This is a genomic window from Variovorax sp. VRV01 (assembly GCF_014852545.1).
GTDB lineage: Bacteria > Pseudomonadota > Gammaproteobacteria > Burkholderiales > Burkholderiaceae_C > Variovorax > Variovorax beijingensis_A.
The window spans coordinates 130,772-156,061 of record NZ_JACVBS010000009.1 but is presented as its reverse complement, the minus strand read 5'-3'; the positions used below and the strand labels follow the sequence as shown (position 1 = coordinate 156,061).

The window sequence follows — 25,290 nt, the reverse complement described above, 5'->3', positions numbered from 1 at the left end:
TTGGCCGCCGAGCCCGTCGCCTGGCGCGCCGACGGCGTGCCGCACAGCGAGCGCTTCGGCGACATCTACCACACCGAAACCGGGGCACTGGCGCAGTCGCGCCACGTATTCCTGGACGGCTGCGGCCTGCCCGCCGCCTGGTTTGGACGCCCTCAATGGCGGATTCTCGAAACCGGATTCGGGCTGGGGCTCAATTTCCTGACAAGCTGGCAGGCCTGGCGCGCCGACGCAAACCGGCCGCGGATGCTGCACTTCGTCTCCATCGAGGCCCATCCGGTCGGGCCCGAAGACCTGCTGCGCGCCGCCGGAGCCTATCCGGAGCTGATGCCGCTGGCCGAGCAATTGGCCGCGCAGTGGCACGGACTGCTGCCGGGCTTTCACCGGCTGGCCTTCGACGCCGGCCGCGTGCTGCTCACGCTGTGCATCGGCGACGTACAGGCGATGCTGCGGGCGCAGCGCTTCGAGGCCGACAGCATCTTCCTCGACGGCTTCAGCCCGCAGCAGAACCCCGCGATGTGGTCTCCCGACACGCTGAAGGCCGTGTCGCGCTTTGCGCGCCAGGGCACCGGCCTGGCCACCTGGACCTATGCACGTGCGGTGCGCGATGCGCTCTCCCAGAACGGCTTCCAGCTCGAAAGGCGGCCGGGCCTGCCGCCCAAGCGCGACTGCCTGGGCGGCGTGTTCGCGCCGGCCTGGACGGTTCGCCGCCGCGGCCCTGCACCCGGGCACATCGAAACGCGGGGCCGCTGCGCCGTGATCGGTGCCGGGCTGGCCGGCGCGGCGGTGGCCGCCAGCCTGTCGCGGCGCGGATGGCAGGTCACGGTGCTCGACGCGGCGGGCCACCCCGCCGCCGGTGCCTCCGGGCTGCCGGTCGGCGTGATGGCACCGCATGTCTCGCCGGACGATGCCCTGCTGTCGCGGCTCACGCGTGCCGGCATCCGCGCGACGTGGCATGAACTGGAACGGCTGCTGGAGGAAGGCCGCGACTGGCGCGCCAGCGGCGTGCTGGAGCGCCGGCCCGAGGGCGACGCGCGGGTTCCCGCCGGGTGGAGCGACAGTGGCCCCAACGAGTCGTGGCCCGCGAGCGCCGCCCAATTGGCACAGGCCCGCTTGCCGGCCGATGCGCCGGCCCTCTGGCATGCGCGCGCGGGCTGGGTGCGGCCGCATCGGCTGATCACGGCCTGGCTGCGCGGGCCGGGCATCGAGTTCCGCGGCAACGCACGGGTGGCGCGCATGGCGCACGGCGGCGGCGCATGGCAGCTGTTCGATGCGGCGGACCAGCTGCTGGCCGAGGCGGAACGCGTGGTGGTCGCCGCGGGCTTCGAATCCGGCCGCTTCGCGCCAGGGCTTCCGCTGCAGCCCGTGCGCGGCCAGGTCATGAGGGGCGCCATGGCTGCGGATGAGGGGCTTCCTGCGACCCCCATCAATGGCGACGGCCACCTGATCGCGCATGTACCCACCGACGATGGCGCCCAACTCTGGCTGGCGGGCGCCACCTTCGACCGCGACAGCGCCAACCTCGAACCGAACGGCGCCGATGCCGCCGCCAACCGCGAGCGCCTGGAGCGGCTGCACCCCGCCGCGGCCGCCGCGCTGGCCGCGAGCCTCGACCGCGGCGAGGCCCGCGCCTGGGTCGGCGTGCGCTGCGCATCGGGCGACCGCCGGCCGCTGGTCGGCCCGCTCGATGCCGATGGCGCGTCCGATGCACCCGCTCCCTGGGCCTGCACCGCGCTGGGCTCGCGCGGCCTGAGCTTCGCGGCCCTGTGCGCCGAGCTGCTGGCCGCGCAATGGCATGGCGAGCCGCTGCCGCTGCCGGCCAATCTGGCCAAGGCGCTCGCGACCGATCGAACGCAAGCGTAGGCGCTGCCGCGCCAAGGCCCCAGAATGCAGCGCATGGCCATCCAATACGACATCATCCACACCACCGTCTACCGCTACAGGAAGCCGGTCACCTTCGGCCTGCACCGGGTGATGTTCCGTCCGCGCGACAGCCACGACCTGCGCGTGCTCGCCACCGACCTGCAGGTGAGCCCCGAGTCGTTCACGCGGCTGATCCAGGACCCGCATTCGAACTCGGTCGCGCTGGTGCAGCCCATGGGCGAGGCCACGGAGCTGCGCATCGTGTGCTCCTTCACCATCGAGCACGTGCCGGCGCAGCAGGACCAGCTCGCGCTCGATCCGGCCGCCGAGTTCCTGCCCTTCGCCTATTCGGTGCAGGAGCGCCTCGACCTCGAGCACTACCTGCGCCCGCACCACGACGACGATGCCAACGGCACGCTGATCCGCTGGGCCCACCAGTTCCTGCACATCGACCAGCCCAACAGCACGCGCGAAGTGCTCGCGCGCATGAACGCGCACATCGGCCAGAGCCTCGAATACAAGGCACGCGACGAGGAAGGCACGCAGACGCCGCTGCAGACGCTGGCGCTCGGCAGCGGCAGCTGCCGCGACTACGCGCTGCTGATGATGGAGGCCGCGCGGCGCCTGGGCATTGCCACGCGCTTCGTCTCGGGCTACCTGTACGACGCCGCGCTCGACCGCGCGGCCCAGGCGCCCGGCGAATCGATGACCGGCGCCGGCACCACGCACGCCTGGCTGCAGGCCTACCTGCCGGGCATCGGCTGGCTCGCCTTCGATCCCACCAACAACCTCATGGGCAGCGGCCAGCTGATCCGCGTCGGGGTCACGCGCGACCCGGCGCAGGCCGCGCCGATCTCGGGCAGCTGGTATGGCGATGCCGAGGCCTATGACGGCCTCGAAGCCACGGTGGTGGTGACGCGCCGCAAGGGCTGACACGCCGCGCGCGGTGTCGCGCAGGAGATAGCAGCTACGGGAAAGCCCGGGCCGGTGCGCCCGGCAACGCCCCTACGCTGCGCCGCCGGTCCAGCGAAATAGCACGGTCGTTCTCTACGGCCGCGCAAGGCTGTGCTGCGCCGGGCTTCTTCCCAACAACACAAGAACAGAGAGAGACATCCCATGCATTCCGCGCGCCTGACATTTCTTGCCCTTGCAGCCAGCCTTGCCGTCGCATCCTGCGGCGGGGGCGGCGGCGGCAACGGCTTCGCCTTCACCCCACTGCCGCCGGCGCCGGCACCCGCGCCGCCGGCGCCGCCTCCTCCACCTGCGCCACCCCCGCCGCCCGAAGAAACGCGGCTGCAGGACAGCCGCAACTCCTTCGCCCCCGCCGACCCCGCGGCCACCACCTTCGCGGCGCTGGCTCCCGATGCAGGCGACACCGTCGACAACACCACCACCAGCCGCTGGGCCGGCATGCTCGGCGGCGCGCAGTACCACGTCGAGGTGCCCGCCAACTGGAACGGCAAGCTCGTGATGTACGCGCACGGCTACGCCGGGGAAAGCAACGTGCTGCAGGTGAACAACCCCTCCATCCGGCGCCACCTGATCCAGAACGGCTACGCTTGGGCCGCCTCGAGCTACAGCAAGAATTTCTACGACGTGCGCGCGGGCGTGGAAGACACCAACGCGCTGGCCCTGCAGTTCAATGCCATCGCCAAGGCCAACGGCCGCGAGCTCGCGGCGCCCTCGAGGATCTACATCACGGGCCATTCGATGGGCGGCCACATCACGGCGGCGGCCATCGAGGACGAGGCCTTCGCCACTGCCAACCACAAGCTGAAGTACCACGGCGCGGTGCCGATGTGCGGCGTGATGGGCGACACCGAGCTGTTCGACTACTTCGCGGGCGCGCAGGTCGCCGCGCAGGCGCTCGCGGGGCTGCCGAAGTACCCGACCGTCAACTGGCTGGACATCCGGGCGCAGGTCACGGGCACGCTGTACACCGCCTTCCCGGGCACGCCCACGGCCACCGGCCTGAAGTTCGGCTCGGTGGTGAAGAACCTCACGGGCGGCGAGCGGCCGATGTTCGACCTCGGCTTCACGCAGGGCGGCTCGTTCGCGGCGGTATGGGGAGTGTTCGGCAGCGACGGCACGGTCAACGGCATCCTGAACCGGAGCACGCTCGACACCAACCGCTTCACCTACACCATCGACGGCGATGTGCCGGGGACCACGGCGCTGAATGCCTCGGTGCTCAAGCTCAGCGCGGCGGCCGACGCCAACCGCCTGCGCACCGATGGCCTGCGCTGGATTCCCAAGGCCAACGGCGAGTTCAGGATCCCGGTGGTCACGCTGCACACGCTGGGCGACCTGTACGTGCCCTTCAGCATGGAGCAGATCTACCACCAGCGCGTGGCGGCCAAGGGCAACGGCGGCTGGCTGGTGCAGCGCGCCGTGCGCGGCATCTCGCATTGCGACTTCACGATCGCCGAACAGGTCGAGGCCTTCGATGCCATGGTCAAGTGGGAGCGCGACGGCGTGAAGCCGGCGGGCGACGACGTGGTCACCGCCGCCACGGTGGCGGACCCGGCCTATGGCTGCACGTTCACGCGCCCGCTCGGCACGGTGGACGAAAGCAGCACCAGCAAGGCCACGCGTCCGGGCGCGGCCGCCGCACGCCCCTGCCCGCCCTGAGCGATGTGATCGGCAGCCGAACATTGACGTGGGCTGGAATCAGCGGCAATGTCGCTCCCATCGGCCTGGCATCCAGCCTTCTTCAAGGACAGCCCATGAGATTCCCCGCACTCACCGCCGGCATGCTCGCCGCCGCGGCGCTGGCCTGGCATGCCGCGCCTTCGTTCGCAGAGCCGGCCCGGCGCGTGCCGGCACCCGCGATCGACCTGCCGGCCTCGCCCACCATGAAGTACGACACTGCCGTGTTCGCCGGCGGCTGCTTCTGGGGCGTGCAAGGCGTGTTCCAGCGCGTCAAGGGCGTGAACAACGCCGTGTCGGGCTATGCCGGCGGCGACGCGAAGACGGCGCGCTATGAGCACGTGGGCTCGGGCCGCACCGGCCACGCCGAAGCGGTGCGCATCACCTACGACCCGCGGCAGATCAGCTACGGCAAGCTGCTGCAGATCTATTTCTCGGTGGCGCACGACCCGACCCAGCTGAACCGGCAAGGACCGGACACAGGGCCTCAATACCGCTCCACCGTGTTTGCCGAGAACGCCGAACAGGCCCACATCGCGAAGGCATACATCGTGCAGCTGAACCAGGCCAGGACCTTCGGCAAGCCGCTGGCGACCACCATCGAGATGGGGAAGCCGTTCTATGCGGCCGAGGCCTATCACCAGGACTTCCTCACACGCCATCCAGGCAACGAATACATCGTGTTCAACGATCTGCCGAAGATCGAAGGCCTCAAGAAGCTGTTTCCCGAGAGCTATCGGCCGACGCCCGTGCTGGTGAATGCGGCAAAGGGCGGCTGAAGCTCAGCCTGGCGTCGGCGCATCCGCCCGCGCATCGTAGGCGCCGCGGCGCGCAGCCTGGTTGCAGCGGGCGCGGTGCACCAGCGCCTGCTGCGCCACGGCAACGTTGGCGGCATCGCCCTTCCAGGCGTCGAGCGCCGGCTGCTGGACCGCGCGCGAATAGGAAAACGCCAGCGCCCACGGCAGGCGCGAGCCGGATCTCGCATTCATGGCGTTCAACCGGGCCGATGCAAGCTGTGCCGACTGGCCGCCCGACAAAAAAGCGATGCCCGGCACGGCCGCGGGCACGGTGCGCAGCAGGCAGGTCACCGTAGCGTCGGCGACTTCTTCCACGCTCTCCTGCTTCAGGCTGTCCTGCCCCGGCAGCACCATGTTGGGCTTCAGCAGCATGCCTTCGAGCAGCACGCCCTGCAGGCGCAGCTGGGCGAACACCGCGTGCAGCGTCTCTTCGGTGATTTCCGCGCAGCGCGCGAGGGAATGGTCGCCTTCCATCAGCACTTCAGGCTCGACGATGGGAACGAGTCCGGCCTCCTGGCACAGGGCCGCATAGCGGGCCAGCGCATGGGCGTTGACCTCGATGCATGCGCGGCTGGGCAGGCCGGGGCCGGGCGTGATGACGCCGCGCCATTTGGCGAAGCGAGCCCCCATGCCGGCATATTCGGCCAGCCGTTCGCGCAGGCCGTCCAGGCCTTCGGTGACCGTCTCGCCGGGATGGCCCGCCAGCGGCTTCGCGCCAGTGTCGACCTTGATGCCGGGAACGATGCCCGCGCCGCTGAGCACCGAGACGAAGGATGCGCCCGTGCTGGTTCGCTGGCGGATGGTTTCATCGAAGAGAATCGCGCCGCTGATGCAGGCGCCGAGGCCCGGCGCGGTGACGATCAGCTCGCGCCAGTCGCGCCGCGCGTCCTCGGTCTGGGGAATGCCCAGTTTCACGAAGCGCGTGTGGCAGGTGGCGTTGCTCTCGTCCATCGCGAGCAAGCCCTTGTCGCCGGCGACCAGCGCCCGGGCGGTGTCGACCAATGCCTGTGCAGTCATGATGCTGAGACCCTCGCTTGCTTGGCAAAAGATCGTACGCCTCCACCCGCGCCGAGGCTAGATCACGTTCTTCTCGACCAGCGGCCGGTTCTCGAGAATCCGGGCGAACGACACCGGCGACAGGTCGAGGCTGCGGTACTCGCCATAACGGATGAGTTCCGCCACGCCGCGCCCGGCAGCCGGGCATTGCTGGAGCCCGTGCCCGGAGAAGCCGTTGGCGAAAAACAGGTTGTCGCAGTCCGGATGCAGGCCGAGGATCGCGTTGTGATCGAACAGGTTCATCTCGTAGTAGCCGGCCCATGCGCCGGTCATGCGGATGGCTTCGAAGGCCGGCACGCGGCGCGCCAGTGCGGGCCAGATGAAATCGTCGAAGACGCGGTAGTCGACTTCGAGCGGCGCGTCGTCGCGGTCGCGGTCCTGGGGCGGCGCAAAGCCGCAGATGAAGCGCCGGCCTTCGGGGCGCAGCCAGATGCCCGAAGTGTCGATCACCAGCGGGCAGCCCGGCAGGGTCTCGGGGCACGAAAAGCTGAACACCATGCGGCGGCGCGCGCGCACCGGCAGATCGATGCCGGCCCAGCCCGCCACCCTGGCAGCCCAGGCGCCGGCGGCGTTGACCACCACGTCGGCCTCCAGCACGTTGCCGATGTCCAGTTCCACGCCCGCCACCGCGCGGCCGCTGCGCTTCAATCCCGTGGCCTGCAACTGCACATAGCGCGCGCCCTGCGAAATGGCTTTCTTGCGAAAGGCCTGCAACAGGCTGTAGCCGTCGTACCAGCCCTCGCCCGAAAGGCCCAGCGAGGCCAGGGCAATGCCCTCGGTCGAGATCCACGGGAAGCGCGCCTGCAGCGCGTCGGGCGCCAGCAGGACCACGTCGACGCCGTGCGCCTTCTGCACCGAGTGGTTCTCGCGCAGTACGTCGAGGCCCTCCGGCGGCGCCAGGTACAGGTAGCCCGGCTCGACCAGCCCGATGTCGGGCACGTTGTCGCCGACGCGCAGGTTTTCGCCCAGGTGGCGGAAGAAGTCGATGCCGTAGAGCGACATCTCGATGTTGATGGCGCTCGAAAACTGCTGCCTGATCGAACTGGCCGACAAGGCCGACGAAGCCTGCGTGTACGAAAAATCGCGCTCGACCACGGTGACGTCGAACGGTTCCTCCTGCGGATCCCGGTTGAGAAAATAGGCGATGGCGGAGCCGATGGCACCGCCGCCGATGATCACCACACGACGCATGAAATTCCTTTCTTGCTGTTCGCCGACAGGTCCAATCCGCGCAAGCCGCCGCAAAAAATCGCGAGCCCGGCACGCAGAATAGCAACGATGAGAAAAGACATTCCCAACCTGGGTGCCTTGCAGGCCTTCGAGGCCTCGGCGCGCCTGGGGAGCTTCACCCGCGCGGCGGCCGAACTCGCGCTGACGCAAAGCGCCGTCGGGCGGCAGGTGGCCACGCTGGAGCAGCGGCTGGGCGTGGCGCTGTTCTCGCGCGTGCGGCGGCGCCTCACGCTCACCGACACCGGGCGCGAGTACGCGGCGCGCATCCGCCGCCACCTCGACCAGATCCGGCGCGACACGCAGGAGATCAGCGCCGGGCACGACATGGGCTTCGTGCTCGAAGTGGCCGTGGTGCCCACCTTCGCCACGCAATGGCTGATCCCGCGGCTGCCCGATTTCAGCCGGCGGCATCCCAACATCACCGTCAATCTCTCGGCGCGCTCGCAGCCCTTCTCGTTCCAGGAAAACGCCTACGACGCGGCCATCTATTTCGGCGACCAGTTCTGGCCCGGCACCCAGGGCGGGCTGATCTTTTCCGAAGGCCAGATGGTGCCGGTCTGCAGCCCCGCCTTCCGCGACGCCAACGGGCCGTGGGACGAATCGGCCTTCGAGCGCTGCCGACACGTGCACCTGGGCACCCGCGCCCATGCCTGGCGCGACTGGTATGCGCAGCAGGGCTGGGACTACACGGTGCACGCCTCGCGCGGGCCGCGCTACGAGCTCTTCACCATGGTGACCGCCGCCGCGGCTGCTGGCATGGGCGTGGGCCTGGCGCCGCGCATCCTGATCGAGCGCGAGCTGCGCACCGGCGAGCTCGTGATCCCGATCGACCGGCACCTGGAAGTGCGCCAGGGCTACTACTTCGCCTACCCCGAAGGCCGCCCGGCTTCCGGGGCGCTGGAGCACTTCGAGCGCTGGGTCCTCGGACTCGCGCCGTCCTAGACCGGGTTGGGATTGCGCTCCAGGAAACCCTGCTGGTGCCAGTACGGATAGGCGCGCGTCGTGGTGCTGGCCGCATCGAGCTCGGCGACCTGCTCGGGCGTGAGCTTCCAGCCCTCGGCGCCCAGGTTCTGGCGAAGCTGCGCCTCGTCGCGCGCGCCGATGACCACGCTCGACACGGTCGGCCGCTGCAGCAACCAGTTGAGCGCCACCTGCGGCACGGTCTTGCCGACTTCGGCCCCGACCTTCTCGAGCGCATCGACCACGCGAAAAAGCAGCTCGTCGGGCACCGGCGGCCCCATGTCGGCCGTCACGTGCAGGCGGCTGGTGGCCGGCAGCGGCTGGCCGCGGCGGATCTTGCCGGTGAGCCGGCCCCACCCCAGCGGGCTCCAGACCACCGCGCCCACGCCCTGGTCCTGCGCGAGCGGCATCAGCTCCCATTCGTAGTCGCGTCCGACCAGCGAGTAGTAGGCCTGGTGCGCCACGTAGCGCGCGTAGCCGTAGCGCTCGGCCACCGCCAGCGACTTCATCAGGTGCCAACCCGAGAAATTCGACGCGCCCACATAGCGCAGCTTGCCTGCGCGCACCAGGTCGTCGAGCGTGGCGAGCGTTTCCTCCACCGGCGTGCCCGCATCGAAGCCATGCAGCTGGAACAGGTCGATGTAGTCGGTGCCCAGGCGCCTGAGCGCGCCATCGACCGCGCGCACCAGGTGGTGGCGCGACGATCCCACCTCGTTCGGCCCCTCGCCGCTGCGAAAGGTGGCCTTGGTCGAGATGAGGAGCTGGTCGCGCGGGCGGCCCTTGATCGCCTCGCCGAGCACCGACTCGGCCGCGCCGGCCGAATAGATGTCCGCGCTATCGAACATGTTGACGCCCGCCTCCAGGCAGATGTCGATCAGCTTGCGCGCCTCGGCCACGTCGGTCTGGCCCCAGGCGCTGAAAAGCTCGCCCTTGCCGCCGAAAGTGCCGGTGCCAAAACTCAATACGGGGACCTTGAGGCCTGATTTTCCGAGGTGACGGTATTCCAAGGTGCTGCTCCTTCGCAATTGCAGATTCAGGAAGAAAGCCGAAAGGTTGACCGGCTTGTCGGCGGCCATTGTTGGATCAAGCGATGAACCCATCCGGGCGAATGGGCTTTGCAGCATTGGCCAGGAGTAGTTGACAAAGCCTTCACAGAAACCCCTTCGGTGGCCTGTAGCATGTGCCGCGAGGTGGTGATCTGTGTGGCATCTGATCTCGCAAGAAACGCCTCTCAAGAGAATCGACAACTAATAAATTTTCAGGAGGAACCGCATGCTTGTCGAAATTGACGCAAACGGAATGATTAATCACGCGCGAGTCAGAAATGCTCGCAGCCCCGAAATCGAACGAGGCAGGCGGACCAGTGCAATCACGGGCATCGTCGTGCATCAAACCGACGCCGATACCTCGGCGTCTTCACTGAACAGCTACAAGCGCCCGAAGGCGAACGGCGCACACTTTCTCATCGATACGGATGGGACCATCTATCAGACCGCGGCGATCTATCAGCGCACGAATCACGTGGGGCCGCTGAAGGCGAGATGTCTGGTGACGGGGAAGTGCACCCCGCGCGACTATGCAAATGTGGGCGTGGATGCGATGCACCGCATCGAAATGCGCAAGGCGCCCGGTGAACGCTATCCAAGCAACATGGAAGCCATCGGAATAGAGATGGTCGGTAGGGCCAGGATGCCGGTAGGGTTGAAGCCACCTGGGAATGAGGCACAGTGGCCGCTCGAGAAATTACGAGGCAAGTACGGCATTTTCGACACGCCGACCGCGGCTCAAAATCAATCCCTCTCGTGGCTTGTCAGCGTGCTCGAGGATTCGATGCAAATCGCTCCGGGTGAAGTATTTCGTCACCCCCTGGTCAGCAGGAAGAACATAACGGAAGCCCAGGGCGCGGATTGGAATCTACCCGTACAAACACCATGAACAAGACAAGCATTTTCGTGACTGTGGCGGCGCTGATTGTGGCAGTGGGAGCATCTTCGGCACAGGCAGCCGACAGGCGATACCCCATCGCATATGTGCAGAAAGTGGAGGTCACCGAACCTTCACGCCGAACTGCCTGGGAGAACAAGGATTTCCTGAACTGCGACGATGTCGTCTTGACAGAAGAGGACGTTCGGTATGCCTTGCGGCACATGCGCAGGGTTTCGTGGAAATCCTACGCCCCCGAAAACACGGACACCACAGGGTGCGAAGGGAGTGCGCTCGTTACGTTCAAGAACGGAAGAGTCCTCGCCATGGGCATCGAACCTACGGGGCGGATCAGCACCGCAGAGTACGACGCAAAGATGAAACTCACAGGGAGTCCCGCGGGCTTCTACGAATGCGATCCTTGCAAAACGCGCAAGATGGCTCTCCTGAAGGACGCGCTGAATCGGGCTGATGAGCGGCGGCTGAAGGGACTGGAGGCTGAAGGAAAGATTCCACCGGGCGAGGCGGAGCACCGGCTGAAGATGCTGCGGGCCAGCCGCGAAAAGCCCTGACGCGCCAACCACGGCCAAACCTCCCAAACCCGCCTCGGCGGGTTTTCTTTTGGCCCCAGGAGCGCCATAAGATTCCGCGAACCAACGGAATCCCTCCGCATGAACGTTGCCCTCGAACGCCCCGACCAGCCCGACGTCATCCAGCTCATCGCTGACCTCGATGCGTACCAGAAGCCGCTGTACCCGCCCGAGAGCCACTACGGCATCGGCATTGCGGCGCTGTCGGCGGCCCACGTGCTGTTTGCAGTCGCGCGCGACGAGGCGGGCACGGCCATCGGCTGCGGCGCCCTGGTCATGAACCCCGGCTATGGCGAACTCAAGCGCATGTACGTGCGGCCGCAGAACCGCGGCCAAGGCGTGGCCGCGAAGGTGCTGGACTTTCTCGAAGCCGAAGCGGCGGCGCGCGGATGCGCCGTGTTCCGGCTGGAGACGGGCGTGCGCCAGCCCGAGGCGCTCGCGTTCTATGCGCGTGCGGGGTATGCGCGGCGCGAGCGCTTCGGCGACTATCCCGACGATCCGTTGAGCGTGTTCATGCAGAAGGAGAAGGCGGCGCCGTAACCTTACCCGCGTCGCGCCTCGCAGCCGGCGAACCCCTCGAGCCCGGCCAGCTCATCCAGGATGGGACATTCCGGGCGACCGTCGCCGTCGCAGCAGTGGGCCAGGCGCTCCAGCAATCGCTGCATGTGCGCGAGCTGCTCGATCCGCTGGGCCAGATCGTCGGCCCGTTCGAGCGCGATGCGCTTCACATCGAAGCTCGCGCGATGCCCGTCGCGCCACAGCGCGTGCAACTCGGCGACTTCCGGTGTTTCGAATCCCAGCGCGTGCGCCCTTCGCGCGAAGCGCAGTGTGGACACGGCGCGTTCGTCATAGCGGCGGCCGTCCTCTTCGTTGCGCGCCATGCCGTCGAGCAGCCCGAGCGACTCGCAGTCGCGCAGCAATTGCGCGGACGCGCCGGACCGGGCAACAACCTCGGCAACAGACAAGCGCGCCCCAACAACCAGTGCCATGGGGTGTTCCATGGAGTTCTCCTTCGAAAGCCAAAGAACGGAGTCTTGGCCTTCACACCGTGGGAGAGTCAAGAAGCCGCACGGCGGGCCTCAAAGGCGGCATCAGGGTAATCCCTTGGTTTTGCGCCAAAGCCGCTCGTTCCTGGCCCGCTACTTGCAATATCGTCCGAAAATGACAGAAAATTTTCTTAACTGACATATATTTGTAAATTCATTTTCATTGCGCGCACCCTTCGAGGTGCATCGCCCGCCCCATGAGCACCAACGTCGACACCAATGGCACCACCGTGGCCCAGCGCATTGCGCAGGCGCTGCCGCGGCTGACGCGTTCGCACCGCCAGGTGGCCGACTTCGTGCTGGAGCACCCGTTGCAGGTGGCCACGCTGCCCATCGACGAACTGGCGGCCGCGGTGGGCGTGTCGGTGGCCACGGCCAACCGCTTTGCGCGGGCGCTGGACTTCGACGGCTACGCCACCTTCCGTGCCGAACTCGTGCGCGGCTTCGAATCGCTGGTGGCGCCGGTGGAGCGCCTGCGCGGCAACCTCGAGCACCCGACCACGGTGGCCGAGGTGTTCGCCACCGCGCTCGACGAGAGCCGCCGCAACATCGAAGCCACGCGCCAGTCGCTGGACTACGCCGCCTGCGAAGCCGCGGTGCAGCGCATCCTGAAGGCGCGCTCGATCTACATCGGTGGCTTTGGCGCCAGCGCCTGGCTCGCCGGGCTGCTGCAACACGGGCTGGACGGCAGCTGCAGCGACGTGCGGATGCTGTCGAGCGTCAGCGGCGTCACGCATGCGGCGCGCACGCTGATGCATGCCGGCCCGCAGGACCTGTTCATCGGCCTGACCTTTCCGCGCTATCTCACCGACACGGTGGCGCTGGCTCAGATCGCCAAGGGCCAGGGCTGCGCCGTGCTGGCGCTGACCGACCGCCCGAGTTCGCCGCTGGCGCCGCTGGCCGACGTGGCGCTCTATTGCCAGACCGAGACCAGCTACCGGCCGAACTGCGAAACCAGCGTGCTGGCATTGATCGAGGCGCTGACCAGCGCGGTGGCGCTGCGTGCGCCGCGCGCGGTGCAGTCCGCGAGCCGCATCCTGCAGGCGGTGCGGCCCTGGCTGCATGGCGCGCAAGGGCTGCCGCGGGCGGAAGTCTCCTCGGCACTGCCCGTCGGCGCGTTACCGGCCGGCGTTCGCCAGAAAAAGAAGAAAGCTTCCCGATGAAGAACATCACACCCGTCATCGCCATCCACGGCGGTGCCGGCACCATCAGCGCCGCCACGACCAGTGCGACGCAGGCGCAGGCCTACCACGACGCGTTGCAGGGCATCGTGCAGGCTGCACAGGCACAGCTGCTCAAGGGCGCATCCGCGCTCGACGCCACCTGCCTCGCGGTCGAACTGCTCGAAGAGTGCCCGCTCTTCAACGCGGGCCACGGCGCGGTCTTCACGCACGAGGAAACCCATGAGCTCGATGCCGCCGTGATGGACGGCGCCACGCTCGCCGCCGGCGCCATTGCCGGCGTCTGCCACATCCGCCGCCCGGTGCGCGCCGCGCGTGCCGTGCTGGAGGACGGCGCCCACGTGCTGCTGGCCGGCGCGGGCGCCGAAGCCTTCGCGCGCGAGCACGGCCTCGAAATGGTCGAGCCCTTCTTCTTCTCCACCGAGGCGCGCCGCCAGCAGCTCTACCGCGTGCGCGACACCGGCCGCGTGGTGACCGACCACGAAGGCGCGGCCATGACGCCGCCGCTCGACGAAGACAAGAAGTTCGGCACCGTCGGTGCGGTCGCGCTCGACATGCACGGCCACCTCGCCGCCGCCACCTCGACCGGCGGCATGACCAACAAGCGCGTCGGCCGCATCGGCGATTCGCCACTGATCGGCGCCGGCACCTATGCCGACGACCGCACCGCTGCCGTCTCGTGCACCGGCAGCGGCGAAATGTTCATCCGCGTCGCTGCCGCCTACGACATTTGTGCGCGCATGGCCTATGGCGGCGCCACACTCGAAGCCGCCACGCACGCCGTGGTGCACCAGTCGCTGCCCGCCATCGGCGGCACCGGCGGGCTGATCGCCATCGACCGCCACGGCAACCTGAGCCTCGCCTTCAACACCGAAGGCATGTACCGCGGCCACGCGTGCGGCGACGAAGCACCCCGCACCGCCATCTTCGCCTGACACGCACACGTTTTTTTCTCGCACCATGTCCTCCCCTGCCCTCGCCCTGCCAGACGGCCGCGTTCTCGCCGTCGACGACCTCACCGTGCGCTTCTCGACCTCCGAGCGCACCGTCGATGCGGTCAAGAACCTCTCCTTCCATGTCGACCATGGCGAAACGCTCGCGGTGGTCGGCGAGTCGGGCTCGGGCAAGTCGGTGACTTCGCTCGCGCTGATGCGGCTGGTGGAGCACGGCGGCGGCCGCATCCTGGGCGGGCGCATGGCGTTTCGCCGCCGCAGCGGCGAAGTGCTCGACCTCGCGCAGGCGCGCGACGCCGAGATGCGCAACATCCGCGGCGCCGACATCGCGATGATCTTCCAGGAGCCGATGACCTCGCTCAACCCGGTGTTCACCGCGGGCGAACAGATCGCCGAGGCCATCCGCATCCACCAGGGCAAGAGCAACGCGGCCGCACGCGCCGAGGCGCTGCGCATGCTGGAGCTGGTGCGCATTCCCGAAGCGCGCAACGTGCTCGACCGCTTTCCGCACCAGCTTTCGGGCGGCATGCGCCAGCGCGTGATGATCGCGATGGCGCTGTCGTGCAAGCCGCAGCTGCTGATTGCCGACGAGCCCACCACCGCGCTCGACGTGACGATCCAGGCGCAGATCCTCCAGCTCATCCGCGAGCTGCAGAAGGAGATGCGCATGGGCGTGCTCTTCATCACGCACGACATGGGCGTGGTGGCCGAGATTGCCGACCGCGTGCTCGTGATGTACCGCGGCGACAAGGTCGAAGCAGGCAGCTCCGATACGGTGTTCGCTTCGCCGCAGCACCCCTACACCAAAGCGCTGCTGTCGGCCGTGCCCAAGCTCGGCGCGATGCAGGGCACTGACCTGCCCGCCAAGTTCGAGCTGCTGCGCACCGAGGGCACGCCCGAGACCGTGCCCTGCACAAGCACCACGCCGCAGAGCACCGTGCGCGAAGGCGCCGGCCCGATCCTGCGCGTGCGCGACCTCGTCACGCGCTTCGACGTGCGCAGCGGCTTGTTCGGCCGCGTGAAGCGCCGCGTGCATGCGGTGGAAAAGATCAGCTTCGACCTCTACCCCGGCGAGACGCTGGCGCTGGTCGGCGAATCGGGCTGCGGCAAGTCGACCACCGGCCGCTCGCTGCTGCGCCTGGTCGAGAGCCAGAGCGGCGCGATCGAGTTCGGCGGCCAGAACATCCGCGACCTGCCCACGCGCGAGCTGCAGGCGCTGCGCCGCAACATCCAGTTCATCTTCCAGGACCCGTTCGCCTCGCTCGATCCGCGCGTGACGGTCGGCTTCTCGATCATGGAGCCGCTGCTGATCCACAACATCGCCAAGGGCGCGGAAGCGCAGCAGCGCGTCGACTGGCTGCTGCAGAAGGTCGGCCTGCCGCCCGAGGTGGCGCAGCGCTATCCGCACGAATTCTCGGGCGGCCAGCGGCAGCGCATCGCCATCGCGCGCGCCCTCGCGCTCAACCCCAAGGTGGTGGTGGCGGACGAATCGGTGTCGGCGCTGGACGTGTCGATCCAGGCGCAGATCGTCAACCTCATGCTCGACCTGCAGCGCGAGCTGGGCGTGGCCTTCCTCTTCATCTCGCACGACATGGCGGTGGTCGAGCGCATCAGCCACCGCGTGGCCGTGATGTACCTCGGGCAGATCGTCGAGATCGGTCCGCGCCGCGCGGTGTTCGAAGCGCCGCAGCATGCCTACACCCGCAAGCTGATGGCGGCGGTGCCGGTGGCCGACCCGTCGCGCCGCCACAAGCCGCGCGCGCTGCTCGAAGGCGAGATCCCGAGCCCGATCCGCGCCGTGGGCGACGAACCCGACGTGCCGCCGCTGGTGCAGGTGGCGCCGGGCCACTTCGTGGCGCGGCACGCCATCGGCGGCGCCTTCTGAGCGACCGGCAGATTTTTTCAACCCGCAGGCCCTCCTGCTTTTTTTCTCGAACCGACTGGAGTTTCTTTCCATGAAGCAATCTTCTTCCTCCCTGCGATGGGCATCGGCACTGCTGGGCCTGGCCGCACTGGCTGCATCGGGCACGGCACTGGCCGCGAAAGACGTGGTGCTGTCGATCGGCTACCAGCCGGAAACGCTGGACCCGTACAACACCAACACCACCATCACCACGGCCGTGACCAAGACCTTCTATGAAGGCCTGTTCCAGTTCGACAAGGACCTGAAGGTGCAGAACGTGCTCGCCGAGAGCTACGACGTCTCGAAGGACGGCCTGGTCTACACCATCAAGCTGCGCACCGGCGTCAAGTTCCATGACGGCACCGACTTCAACGCCGAGGCCGTGAAGTTCACGCTCGACCGCGTGCTGAACCAGGACAACAAGCTGCTGCGCTACAACCAGTTCAACCGCGTGAGCAAGGTCGACGTGGTCAACCCCAGCACCGTTCGCGTCACGCTGAAGGAGCCCTTCGGCCCCTTCATCAACTCGCTGGCCCACGCATCGGCCGCCATGATCTCGCCCACCGCGCTGAAGAAGTGGGGCAACAAGGACATCGCCTTCCACCCCGTGGGCACGGGCCCCTTCGAGTTCGTCGAATGGAAGCAGACCGAAGCCGTCAAGGCCAAGAAGTTCGACGGCTACTGGAAGAAGGGCTACCCGAAGGTCGACAACGTATCGTGGAAGCCGGTGCTCGAGAACAACACGCGCGCCGCGATGCTGCAGACCGGCGAGGCCGACTTCGCATTCCCCATCCCCTATGAGCAGGCCGACCTGCTGAAGAAGAGCGAGAAGCTCGAAGTGGTGGCCACGCCCTCGATCATCACGCGCTTCCTGGCATTCAACATGCTGCAGAAGCCCTACGACAACCCGAAGGTGCGCGAAGCCATCGGCTACGCCATCAACAAGGAAGCGCTGGCCAAGGTCGCCTTCGGCGGCTATGCCTTTCCCGCGCAGGGCGTGCTGCCTCAGGGCGTGAAGTACGCCGAGAAGATGGCTCCCATTCCCTACGACCTGAAGAAGGCCAAGGAACTGATGAAGGAAGCCGGCTACCCCGACGGCTTCGAGTCGGTGCTGTGGAGCGCCTACAACAACACGACCAGCCAGAAGACGATCCAGTTCGTGCAGCAGCAGCTCGCGCAGATCGGCATCAAGCTGCAGGTGCAGGCGCTCGAAGTGGGCCAGCGCACCGAGCAGGTCGATGCATGGCCCGATCCGAAGACGGCCAAGGTCCGCATGTACTACACCGGCTGGTCGTCGTCGACCGGTGAAGCCGACTGGGGCCTGCGCCCGCTGTTCGCCTCGGAAGCCTGGGCGCCCAAGCTGAACAACATGTCGTTCTACAAGAGCGAGGTGGTCGACAACGCGCTGGCCAAGGCGCTGGTGACCACGGACGAGAAGGAACGCACTGCGCTGTACAAGACCGCGCAGGAAGAGATCCGCAAGGACCTGCCGCGCGTGCCGATGATCACCGAGCAGAACCTGTCGGCACACGCCAAGCGTCTCTCGGGCGTGTTCGTGATGCCTGACGGCAACATCAACATCGACGCCATCGCCGTGTCGAACTGATCCCGGCTCCTTCGTTTCCTGACTGACTGCCCGGCGGGCGGTGGCACTGCGCCATCGCCCGCTCGCGGCAACCGCACCCATGCTGAATTACTTCCTCAAACGACTGTTGGGCCTGATCCCCACGCTGCTCATCGTGGCGGTGCTGGTGTTCCTGTTCGTCCACATGCTGCCCGGCGATCCGGCGCGCCTCGCCGCCGGCCAGGACGCCGACGAGCAGACCGTGGCCATGGTCCGCGCAGAACTCGGCCTCGACAAGCCGCTGCCCCAGCAGTTCGTGAGCTTCTTCACCCACATGCTGCAGGGCGACTTCGGCACCTCGATCCGCACGCGGCGGCCGGTGTCGATGGAGATCGGCGAGCGCTTCTTCCCGACGGTGATGCTGACCATCACCAGCATGGTGTGGGCCGTGATCTTCGGCATGGGCATCGGCATCGTCTCTGCGGTGTTCCGCAACCAATGGCCCGACCGGCTGGGCATGACGCTGGCCGTGTCGGGCATTTCGTTTCCCGCATTTGCCCTCGGCATGCTGCTGATGCAGATCTTCTCGGTCCAGCTCGGCTGGCTGCCCACGGTGGGCGCGAGCAGTTGGAAGCACTACATCCTGCCCTCGATCACGCTGGGCGCCGCGGTGGCCGCGGTGATGGCGCGCTTCACGCGCGCTTCGTTCGTCGAAGTGATCCAGGAAGATTTCGTTCGCACCGCGCGTGCCAAGGGCGTGCGCGAGCGCACCGTCATCATCAAGCATTGCCTGCGCAACGCGCTGATCCCGGTGGTCACGATGATGGGCCTGCAGTTCGGCTTCCTGCTGGGTGGCTCGATCCTGGTCGAGGCGGTCTTCAATTGGCCGGGCCTCGGCCGCCTGCTGGTCGATGCCGTGCAGATGCGCGACTACCCCGTGATCCAGACGCTGGTGCTGCTGTTCTCGCTCGAATTCATCCTGATCAACCTCGTGGTCGATGTGCTCTACGGCTACATCAATCCCACCATCCGCTACAAGTGAGCAGGAAGCCATGACGCAAGCTACTGGCGTGACCGCCGAATCGATCACTCCGCCCGTGGTGGCGGTTCAAACCGCGGGCAAGGTCCGCACGCCCTGGGGCGAATGCTGGCGCCGCTTCAAGAAGCAGCCCGTGGGCATCGTTGCCGCGCTGTTCGTGCTGCTGCTGGTGTTCGTCGCGGTGTTCGCGCCGTGGATCGTGCCCTTCGACCCGGAGAACTTCTTCGACTACGACATGTTGAACACGGGGCCTTCGGCCACGCACTGGTTCGGCGTCGATCCGCTGGGCCGCGACATCTTCAGCCGCATCCTGATGGGGGCGCGCATCTCGCTGATGGCGGGCTTTCTCTCGGTGCTGGTGGGCGGTTTCGTCGGCACGGCCTTCGGCCTGCTCGCGGGCTACTACGAAGGCTGGTGGGACCGCATCGTGATGCGCATCTCCGACGTGCTCTTTGCCTTCCCCGGCATTCTTCTGGCACTGGGGGTGGTCGCCATCCTCGGCAGCAGCATGACCAACGTGGTGGTGGCGGTGTCGGTGTTCAGCGTGCCGGCCTTCGCGCGCCTGGTGCGCGGCAACACGCTGGTGCTCAAGCAGCAGACCTACATCGAGGCCGAACGCAGCATCGGCGCGTCGGACTGGACCATCATCGTGCGGCACATCCTGCCGGGCACGATCTCTTCGATCGTCGTGTACTTCTCGATGCGCGTGGGCACCTCGATCATTACGGCCGCCAGCCTCTCGTTCCTGGGCATGGGCGCGCAGCCGCCCACGCCCGAATGGGGCGCGATGCTCAGCGAAGCCCGCGCCGACATGGTGACCTCGCCGCACGTGGCGCTGTTCCCGAGCCTGGCCATCTTCTTCACCGTGCTGGCGTTCAACCTGCTGGGCGATGCGCTGCGCGACGCGCTCGATCCGAAGATCGACCGCGAATAATTCGATCTGTCTTCATGCCAGCGACCCCCCTGCCCTACATCGGCACCCTGCTGCAAGGCGCGCGCAACGCCATCACCGACGTCGAAGGCATCACGGTCGGCCACCGGACGCTCGACGACGGCGGCGTGCAGACCGGCGTGACGGTGATCCGTCCGCATGCGGGCGATCCGTTCCGCGACAAGGTGCCGGCCGCCGCCGTGGTGCTCAACGGCTTCGGCAAGAGCGTGGGGCTGGTGCAGCTCGCGGAGCTCGGCGTGCTGGAGACGCCGATTGCGCTGACCAACACTTTTTCGGTCGGCACGGTGGCGACGGCGCAGATTCGCCATTGCCTTGCGGCCAACCCCGAGAGCGGACGGTCGCTGCCGACGGTGAATCCGCTGGTCTTCGAGTGCAACGACGGCTTTCTCAACGACATCCAGCGGCTGGCCGTGACCGAGGCGGACTACCTGCACGCACTCGAGAGCGCCGGCGCCGACTTTGCGCAGGGTTCGGTCGGCGCGGGGCGCGGCATGTCGAGCTTCCAGCTCAAGGGCGGCATCGGCAGTGCCTCGCGGCGCATCTCGGCGCCCGGGGGCGGGCTGCACACCGTGGGCACGCTGGTGCTGGCGAACTACGGGCGCCAGCCGCAGCTGGTGCTGGCCGGCCATCCGGTCGGCGAACGGCTGGCCGCGCACGGCACGCGCGAATGCAGGGAGCCCGAGAAGGGCTCGATCATCATCGTGGTCGCCACCGATGCACCGCTCGACGCACGCCAGCTGCGCCGCCTCGCGCTGCGCGCGGGCGCGGGGCTGGCGCGCACCGGTTCGGTCTTCGGCCATGGCAGCGGCGACATCGTGCTGGCCTTTTCGACCGCCTACACCGTACCCGACCGCGTCGACCGCCCGATGCCGGCCATCGCGATGGTGCACGACGGGTTGCTCGACGGCCTCTTCCAGGCCGCCGCCGACAGCACCGAGCAGGCGATCCTGCATGCGCTCTGGCGCGCCACGGCCGTGACGGGCCGCGATGGCCATCACCGGGCGGCGCTGTCGGAACTGCTGCCGCCCTCTTCCCTTTCCTCTTCCTTCGCGCAACCGCACCCCCTCCCATGAAAGTCCTGATCTCCACCGACATCGAAGGCGTTGCGGGCGTCTACCACCACGAGCAGGCCCGGCCGGGCAACCCCGAGTACGAACGCGCGCGCCTGCTGATGGCGCACGAGGCGAGCGCGGCCGTTGCCGGCGCCTTCGAGGCCGGCGCCACCGAGGTGCTGGTCAACGATTCGCATGGCGGCTTTCGCAACATGCCGCCCGACGTGCTCGATGCGCGCGCCCGCGTGGTGCAGGGCAAGCCGCGCTACCTGAGCATGGTGGCCGGCGTGGAAGAGGAAGGCATGGACGCCGTCTGCATGGTGGGCTACCACTCGCGCGCTCAGGGACGCGGCATCCTCGCCCACACCATCAACAGCTTTGCCTTTGCAGGCATCCGGCTCGGCGACCAGGAACTGGGCGAGGCCGGGCTCTATGGCGCACTGGCCGGCGAATACGGCGTGCCGGTGGTGATGGCCAGCGGGGACGATGTGTTCATTGCCGAGAACCGGGCGCTCTTTCCGCACGCGACCTTCGTGCAGACCAAGCGTGCCACGGGGTTCAACAGCGGGGTGTCGCTGTCGCCCGAACAGTCGCGCGCCGCCATCCGGGCCGGCGTGGCCGAGGCGCTGGCTGCGCGCGGCAATGCGAGGCCATTGGTGTTCAAGGGACCGCAGGTGGTCACTCTGCGCACGCAGTCGCCGATGATGGCGGATCTGTTCTGCCAGTGGCCGTCGTTCGAACGCATCGACGGTGTCACGCTGCGGTTTTCCGCTGAGACAGTCGAGGCCGCGGTGCGGATGCTGAACTGCTGTTCGGCGATGTCTTCGATGTTGCGTTGAGTTTTTTTGGGGTTCCGGGGCCGGGACTCGCCCCGGCGGGCGACTCACTTTCTTTGCTTCGCCAAAGAAAGTAAGCAAAGAAAGGCGACCCCTGCTGTCTGCGTCCCTCCGCTTCGCTGCGGGCAACCTGCGGTGCTCGACTCCGGCGGGGGTCCGCAGAACTCGCTCCACTGCGTTCCGCTCAGACAGCTGCGGCCCTGATCCCGCCTCCATCTGCGCTCCTCGGCGCAGCCAGAAGGGGTGGGAGCGGGCAGCCTTCGCTTCGCTCGGCCCCAAGACCAACAGCCCAACTCAATCCCAACCACCGCAGGCGCTGCGCGCCTGCGGTGGCTTGGCGGCCGAGCGCAGCAATGGCCCGTTCGGTTTGCCCTCCCCTCTGGCTGCGCCGAGGAGCGCAGGGTTTCGCGGATCAGGGCTCGCAGCTGTCTGAGCGAAGCGAGTTCTGCGAGACCCCGCGAAACCCGAGCACCGCAGGTTGCCCGTAGCGAAGCGAAGGGTCGCAGACAGTGGGGTCGCCTTTTCTTTGGCTACTTTCTTTTGGCGAAGCAAAAGAAAGTAGCTCGCCCGCCGGGGCGAGACCCGGCCCCGGAACCCCAAAACACCCCGCCCCAAAACCCCTCATCCACCTCCAACCAAGCCCCTTCCCCCTTATCCAGAATAAGCATCCAACCGCCCCGAAACCCGCATGCCCATTGAAGAATAAGCTTATCCGCATAAAGCCCGAACCAAAAAATAGTTTGCTTCCATAAGGCCGGGTTTCAGAATCTCGGCTTCTTGCTGGGGCGCCCCGTTGTACGTGCGGCACCGCACTTCTTCAAGAAGATCACACGATGTACCAATACACAGAATTCGATCGCCAGTTCGTCCATCAGCGGGCTGCCCAGTTCCGAGACCAGCTCGAACGCTGGCAAAAGGGCCGCCTCCACGAAGACGAGTTCCGCCCCCTGCGGCTGCAGAACGGCTGGTACGTGCAGCGCTACGCGCCGATGCTGCGCGTGGCCGTGCCGTACGGCGAGCTTTCGAGCCGCCAGCTGCGCGTGCTGGCCAAGATCGCCCGCGAGTACGACGAGCCCGAAGCCGAGGTCTACCGCAAGGCCATCGAGACGCAGGGCCTGCTCGGCAGCCACAAGCTCCCCACGCACTACGCCCACTTCTCGACCCGCCAGAACGTCCAGTACAACTGGATTCCGCTGTCGAAGTCGGCCGACGTGATGGACCTGCTGGCTTCGGTCGACATGCACGGCATCCAGACCAGCGGCAACTGCATCCGCAACATCACGAGCGACGAGCGCGCCGGCATCGCGGTCGACGAAATCGCGGATCCGCGCCCCTACGCCGAAATCATGCGCCAGTGGAGCACGCTGCACCCTGAATTCGCCTTCCTGCCGCGCAAGTTCAAGATCGCGATCACCGGCGCCGCCGAAGACCGCGCCGCCACCGGCTGGCACGACGTGGGCCTGAAGCTCGTGAAGAACGAGGCGGGCGAGATCGGCTTCCGCGTGCAGGTGGGCGGCGGCATGGGCCGCACGCCCATCATCGGCACCGTGCTGCGCGAGTTCCTGCCGTGGCAGCAGATCATGAATTACCTCGAAGCGGTGATCCGGGTCTACAACCGCTATGGCCGCCGCGACAACATCTACAAGGCGCGCATCAAGATCCTGGTGAAGGCCGAAGGCCAGCGCTACATCGACGACGTCGAGGCCGAGTACAAGCAGATCATCGAGCACGACGGTGCGCCGCACACCATCACGCAGGAAGAGTTCGACCGCGTGGCCGCCTCCTTCGTGCCGCCGACGCTCGCCACCCGCGTGCTGCAAAGCGCCGAGAAGACCGATGCCGAGCTGCGTGCCCACGCCGCCGACGACGTGATGTTCGCGCGCTGGCTGGCCCGCAACGTGGCCGCGCACAAAAACCCCGCGCTGCGCGCCGTCACGCTCTCTTTCAAGCGCCTGAAGCAGGCGCCCGGCGATGCATCGGCCGCCCAGCTCGACACGCTCGCCGAACTGGCCGACCGCTTCTCGGCCGGTGAAGCCCGCGTCACGCACGACCAGAACATCGTGCTGCCCTGGGTGCATGCCGAAGACCTGCACGCGCTGTGGCTCGCCGCCCGCGCGGCCGGCTTTGCGAGCGCCAACGTGCACCTGCTGACCGACATGATCGCCTGCCCCGGCGGCGACTTCTGCGCGCTGGCCAATGCACGCTCCATTCCCATCGCCGAAGCCATCACCGAGCGCTACCAGGACCTCGACGAGCTCGACGACCTGGGCGAGATCGACCTGCACATCAGCGGCTGCATCAACTCCTGCGGCCACCACCACAGCGGCCATATCGGCATCCTGGGCGTCGACAAGGACGGCAAGGAGTGGTACCAGGTCACCCTCGGCGGCTCCGACGGCTCGGCCCTCAGCGGTGCGCCGCAGGCCGGCAAGGTGGTCGGCCCCTCGTTCTCGGCGGCCGAAGTGCCGGGCGTGATCGAGGCCGTGCTCACCACCTACCGCGACACCCGCGAAGGCGGCGAGACCTTCATCGACACCCTGCGCCGCGTCGGCCACGACCCGTTCAAGGCCGCGGCCAACGGTGCACGCTTCAAGGTGGAGGAAGCGGCATGAAAAAGACCTTGCACATTCTTTCCGCCGAAGAACACGTCGACGACGGTGACCCGAAGGTGCTGCAGCTGCCCAACGATGCCGATCCGCTCGCCATCGAGGTGTGCCTGGAAGACATCGAGCGCATCGACCTGAACTTTCCGAAGTTCACCGATGGCCGCGCCTACAGCCAGGCCTTTCTGCTGCGCCGCCGGCTCGGCTTCAAGGGCGACATCCGCGCCACCGGCGACGTGCTGATCGACCAGCTGGTGCAGATGGAACGCACCGGCTTCTCGAGCGCCGTGCTGAAGGAAGGCGTGGACGCCACCGATGCACAGCGCCAGTTCGACCGCTTCTCGGCCTTCTACCAGGGCGATGCGGTGCAGCCCGCGCCGCACTTCGCGGCCGGCACCTGAGCCCGCATGGGAACCATCGACATGAGCATCGCCACCACGGACATCGATTTCGCACGCATCAACGCCGAGCTCGGCCGCAACGCCGAGGGCCTGGTGGACTGGGCCATCGGCCTCGGCCAGCGCGCGATCGTCACCACCAATTTCCGCCCGTTCGAGGCCGTGATCCTGCACATGGTCACGCGCGCCAGGCGCGACGTTCCCGTGGTCTGGATGGACAACGGCTACAACACCGAGGCTACCTACCGCTTTGCCGACGAGGTGACCAAGCAACTGGGCCTGGACCTGCACATCTACCTGCCGCGCCGCTCGCGTGCGCATCGCGAAGCGGTGGAGGGCCCGACGCCGGCGCTCGACGATCCGCGCCATGCCGCCTTCACGGAAGAGGTGAAGCTGGAGCCCTTTGCCCGCGCGCTGCGCGAGACGGCACCGAAGGTCTGGTTCACCGCGCTTCGGGCCACCGACACGGCCGTGCGCGCGCAGATGGACCCGGTCAGCGTCAACCCCGACGGCCTGATCAAGGTCGCGCCGCTGCTGCACTGGTCGTCCAAGGACCTGTACGCGTACTGCGAAGCGCACGGCCTGCCCAACAACTTCGACTACGTGGACCCTACCAAGGGCGAAGACGACCGCGAGTGCGGACTGCACCTCTCTCACTGAGAGTCCGCGCCGCACCGATCCTCCGCATTCAGCACACC

At 67.5% G+C, this 25,290-nt stretch carries 23 protein-coding genes; 19 read left to right on the top strand and 4 right to left on the bottom strand.

Annotated features, from left to right (window positions below; translation table 11 throughout):
- From mnmC to msrA, 4 genes are all read left to right on the top strand, one after another.
- Positions 1-1,860 carry an FAD-dependent 5-carboxymethylaminomethyl-2-thiouridine(34) oxidoreductase MnmC gene (gene mnmC, locus IB278_RS17740; protein ID WP_192324573.1) on the top strand — a complete coding sequence of 620 codons (1,860 nt, stop codon included), beginning with the start codon at positions 1-3 and terminating at the stop codon, positions 1,858-1,860.
- A gap of 33 nt (positions 1,861-1,893) precedes the next feature.
- Positions 1,894-2,793, top strand: a complete 900-nt coding sequence (locus IB278_RS17735; RefSeq protein ID WP_225612985.1) for a transglutaminase family protein — start codon at positions 1,894-1,896, stop codon at positions 2,791-2,793.
- Between the two features lie 183 nt (positions 2,794-2,976).
- On the top strand, positions 2,977-4,491 hold the full coding sequence (locus tag IB278_RS17730) for an alpha/beta hydrolase family protein (protein ID WP_145743737.1): 1,515 nt from the start codon (positions 2,977-2,979) through the stop codon (positions 4,489-4,491).
- Positions 4,492-4,586: 95 nt separating this feature from the next.
- Positions 4,587-5,288, top strand: a complete 702-nt coding sequence (gene msrA / locus IB278_RS17725; protein WP_145743735.1) for a peptide-methionine (S)-S-oxide reductase MsrA — start codon at positions 4,587-4,589, stop codon at positions 5,286-5,288.
- Positions 5,289-5,291: 3 nt separating this feature from the next.
- On the opposite strand, the gene IB278_RS17720 is transcribed toward msrA, so the two are convergent.
- Together IB278_RS17720 and IB278_RS17715 are read right to left on the bottom strand one after the other, a co-directional pair.
- Entirely contained in the window at positions 5,292-6,323 is a 1,032-nt protein-coding gene (locus IB278_RS17720; protein ID WP_192324571.1) for a class I fructose-bisphosphate aldolase, read from the bottom strand.
- 57 nt (positions 6,324-6,380) lie between these two features.
- Positions 6,381-7,553, bottom strand: coding sequence for an NAD(P)/FAD-dependent oxidoreductase (locus tag IB278_RS17715; RefSeq protein ID WP_192324569.1), 1,173 nt, complete (start codon positions 7,551-7,553; stop codon positions 6,381-6,383).
- Between the two features lie 87 nt (positions 7,554-7,640).
- Between IB278_RS17715 and IB278_RS17710 the strand changes: the two genes are divergently transcribed.
- Positions 7,641-8,534 carry a LysR substrate-binding domain-containing protein gene (locus tag IB278_RS17710; protein WP_012748096.1) on the top strand — a complete coding sequence of 298 codons (894 nt, stop codon included), beginning with the start codon at positions 7,641-7,643 and terminating at the stop codon, positions 8,532-8,534.
- Here the strand turns inward: IB278_RS17710 and IB278_RS17705 are convergent.
- Positions 8,531-9,559 (bottom strand): aldo/keto reductase, encoded by a 1,029-nt coding sequence (locus tag IB278_RS17705; protein ID WP_192324568.1) that lies wholly within the window; start codon positions 9,557-9,559, stop codon positions 8,531-8,533. The two genes, IB278_RS17710 and IB278_RS17705, sit on opposite strands and share 4 nt — an antisense overlap.
- Before the next feature lie 265 nt (positions 9,560-9,824).
- Here IB278_RS17705 and IB278_RS17700 point away from each other — a divergent pair, with 265 nt between their 5' ends.
- The 3 genes from IB278_RS17700 to IB278_RS17690 all read left to right on the top strand — a co-directional run bounded on the left by IB278_RS17700 (position 9,825) and on the right by IB278_RS17690 (position 11,605).
- A complete protein-coding gene (locus IB278_RS17700; RefSeq protein ID WP_192324566.1) occupies positions 9,825-10,487 on the top strand; it encodes an N-acetylmuramoyl-L-alanine amidase in 663 nt (220 codons plus the stop codon).
- Positions 10,484-11,047: a hypothetical protein gene (locus IB278_RS17695; protein ID WP_192324564.1), complete on the top strand. Its 564-nt coding sequence runs from the start codon at positions 10,484-10,486 to the stop codon at positions 11,045-11,047. The genes IB278_RS17700 and IB278_RS17695 overlap by 4 nt, the downstream gene beginning before the upstream one ends.
- A 99-nt stretch (positions 11,048-11,146) precedes the next feature.
- Positions 11,147-11,605: a GNAT family N-acetyltransferase gene (locus tag IB278_RS17690; RefSeq protein WP_192324562.1), complete on the top strand. Its 459-nt coding sequence runs from the start codon at positions 11,147-11,149 to the stop codon at positions 11,603-11,605.
- A 2-nt stretch (positions 11,606-11,607) separates the two neighbouring features.
- On the opposite strand, the gene IB278_RS17685 is transcribed toward IB278_RS17690, so the two are convergent.
- Positions 11,608-12,066 carry a MerR family DNA-binding protein gene (locus IB278_RS17685; protein ID WP_192324560.1) on the bottom strand — a complete coding sequence of 153 codons (459 nt, stop codon included), beginning with the start codon at positions 12,064-12,066 and terminating at the stop codon, positions 11,608-11,610.
- Between the two features lie 242 nt (positions 12,067-12,308).
- Between IB278_RS17685 and IB278_RS17680 the strand changes: the two genes are divergently transcribed.
- From IB278_RS17680 to IB278_RS17630, 11 genes are all read left to right on the top strand, one after another.
- Positions 12,309-13,274, top strand: coding sequence for a MurR/RpiR family transcriptional regulator (locus tag IB278_RS17680; RefSeq protein WP_145743721.1), 966 nt, complete (start codon positions 12,309-12,311; stop codon positions 13,272-13,274).
- Positions 13,271-14,227, top strand: a complete 957-nt coding sequence (locus IB278_RS17675; RefSeq protein ID WP_192324558.1) for an isoaspartyl peptidase/L-asparaginase family protein — start codon at positions 13,271-13,273, stop codon at positions 14,225-14,227. The genes IB278_RS17680 and IB278_RS17675 overlap by 4 nt, the downstream gene beginning before the upstream one ends.
- A 25-nt stretch (positions 14,228-14,252) precedes the next feature.
- Positions 14,253-16,130 carry a dipeptide ABC transporter ATP-binding protein gene (locus IB278_RS17670; protein ID WP_192324556.1) on the top strand — a complete coding sequence of 626 codons (1,878 nt, stop codon included), beginning with the start codon at positions 14,253-14,255 and terminating at the stop codon, positions 16,128-16,130.
- Between the two features lie 70 nt (positions 16,131-16,200).
- Complete coding sequence (gene gsiB, locus IB278_RS17665; protein ID WP_192324554.1) at positions 16,201-17,754, top strand: glutathione ABC transporter substrate-binding protein GsiB; 1,554 nt, start codon at positions 16,201-16,203, stop codon at positions 17,752-17,754.
- 79 nt (positions 17,755-17,833) lie between these two features.
- Complete coding sequence (gene gsiC, locus IB278_RS17660; protein ID WP_145743714.1) at positions 17,834-18,754, top strand: glutathione ABC transporter permease GsiC; 921 nt, start codon at positions 17,834-17,836, stop codon at positions 18,752-18,754.
- Positions 18,755-18,764: 10 nt separating this feature from the next.
- Positions 18,765-19,685, top strand: coding sequence for a glutathione ABC transporter permease GsiD (gene gsiD, locus IB278_RS17655; protein WP_027730556.1), 921 nt, complete (start codon positions 18,765-18,767; stop codon positions 19,683-19,685).
- Positions 19,686-19,699: 14 nt separating this feature from the next.
- Positions 19,700-20,776 (top strand): P1 family peptidase, encoded by a 1,077-nt coding sequence (locus tag IB278_RS17650; RefSeq protein WP_145743712.1) that lies wholly within the window; start codon positions 19,700-19,702, stop codon positions 20,774-20,776.
- Complete coding sequence (locus IB278_RS17645; RefSeq protein ID WP_192324553.1) at positions 20,773-21,594, top strand: M55 family metallopeptidase; 822 nt, start codon at positions 20,773-20,775, stop codon at positions 21,592-21,594. Before IB278_RS17650 ends, IB278_RS17645 begins: the two co-directional genes overlap by 4 nt.
- Positions 21,595-22,424: 830 nt before the next feature.
- The gene (locus IB278_RS17640; RefSeq protein ID WP_145743707.1) at positions 22,425-24,203 is read left to right on the top strand and encodes a nitrite/sulfite reductase; all 1,779 of its coding nucleotides are present in this window, start codon (positions 22,425-22,427) and stop codon (positions 24,201-24,203) included.
- Positions 24,200-24,595 (top strand): DUF934 domain-containing protein, encoded by a 396-nt coding sequence (locus IB278_RS17635; protein WP_192324551.1) that lies wholly within the window; start codon positions 24,200-24,202, stop codon positions 24,593-24,595. Before IB278_RS17640 ends, IB278_RS17635 begins: the two co-directional genes overlap by 4 nt.
- 21 nt (positions 24,596-24,616) lie before the next feature.
- Entirely contained in the window at positions 24,617-25,252 is a 636-nt protein-coding gene (locus IB278_RS17630) for a phosphoadenosine phosphosulfate reductase family protein (protein ID WP_192324705.1), read from the top strand.
- Positions 25,253-25,290 lie beyond the last annotated feature (38 nt).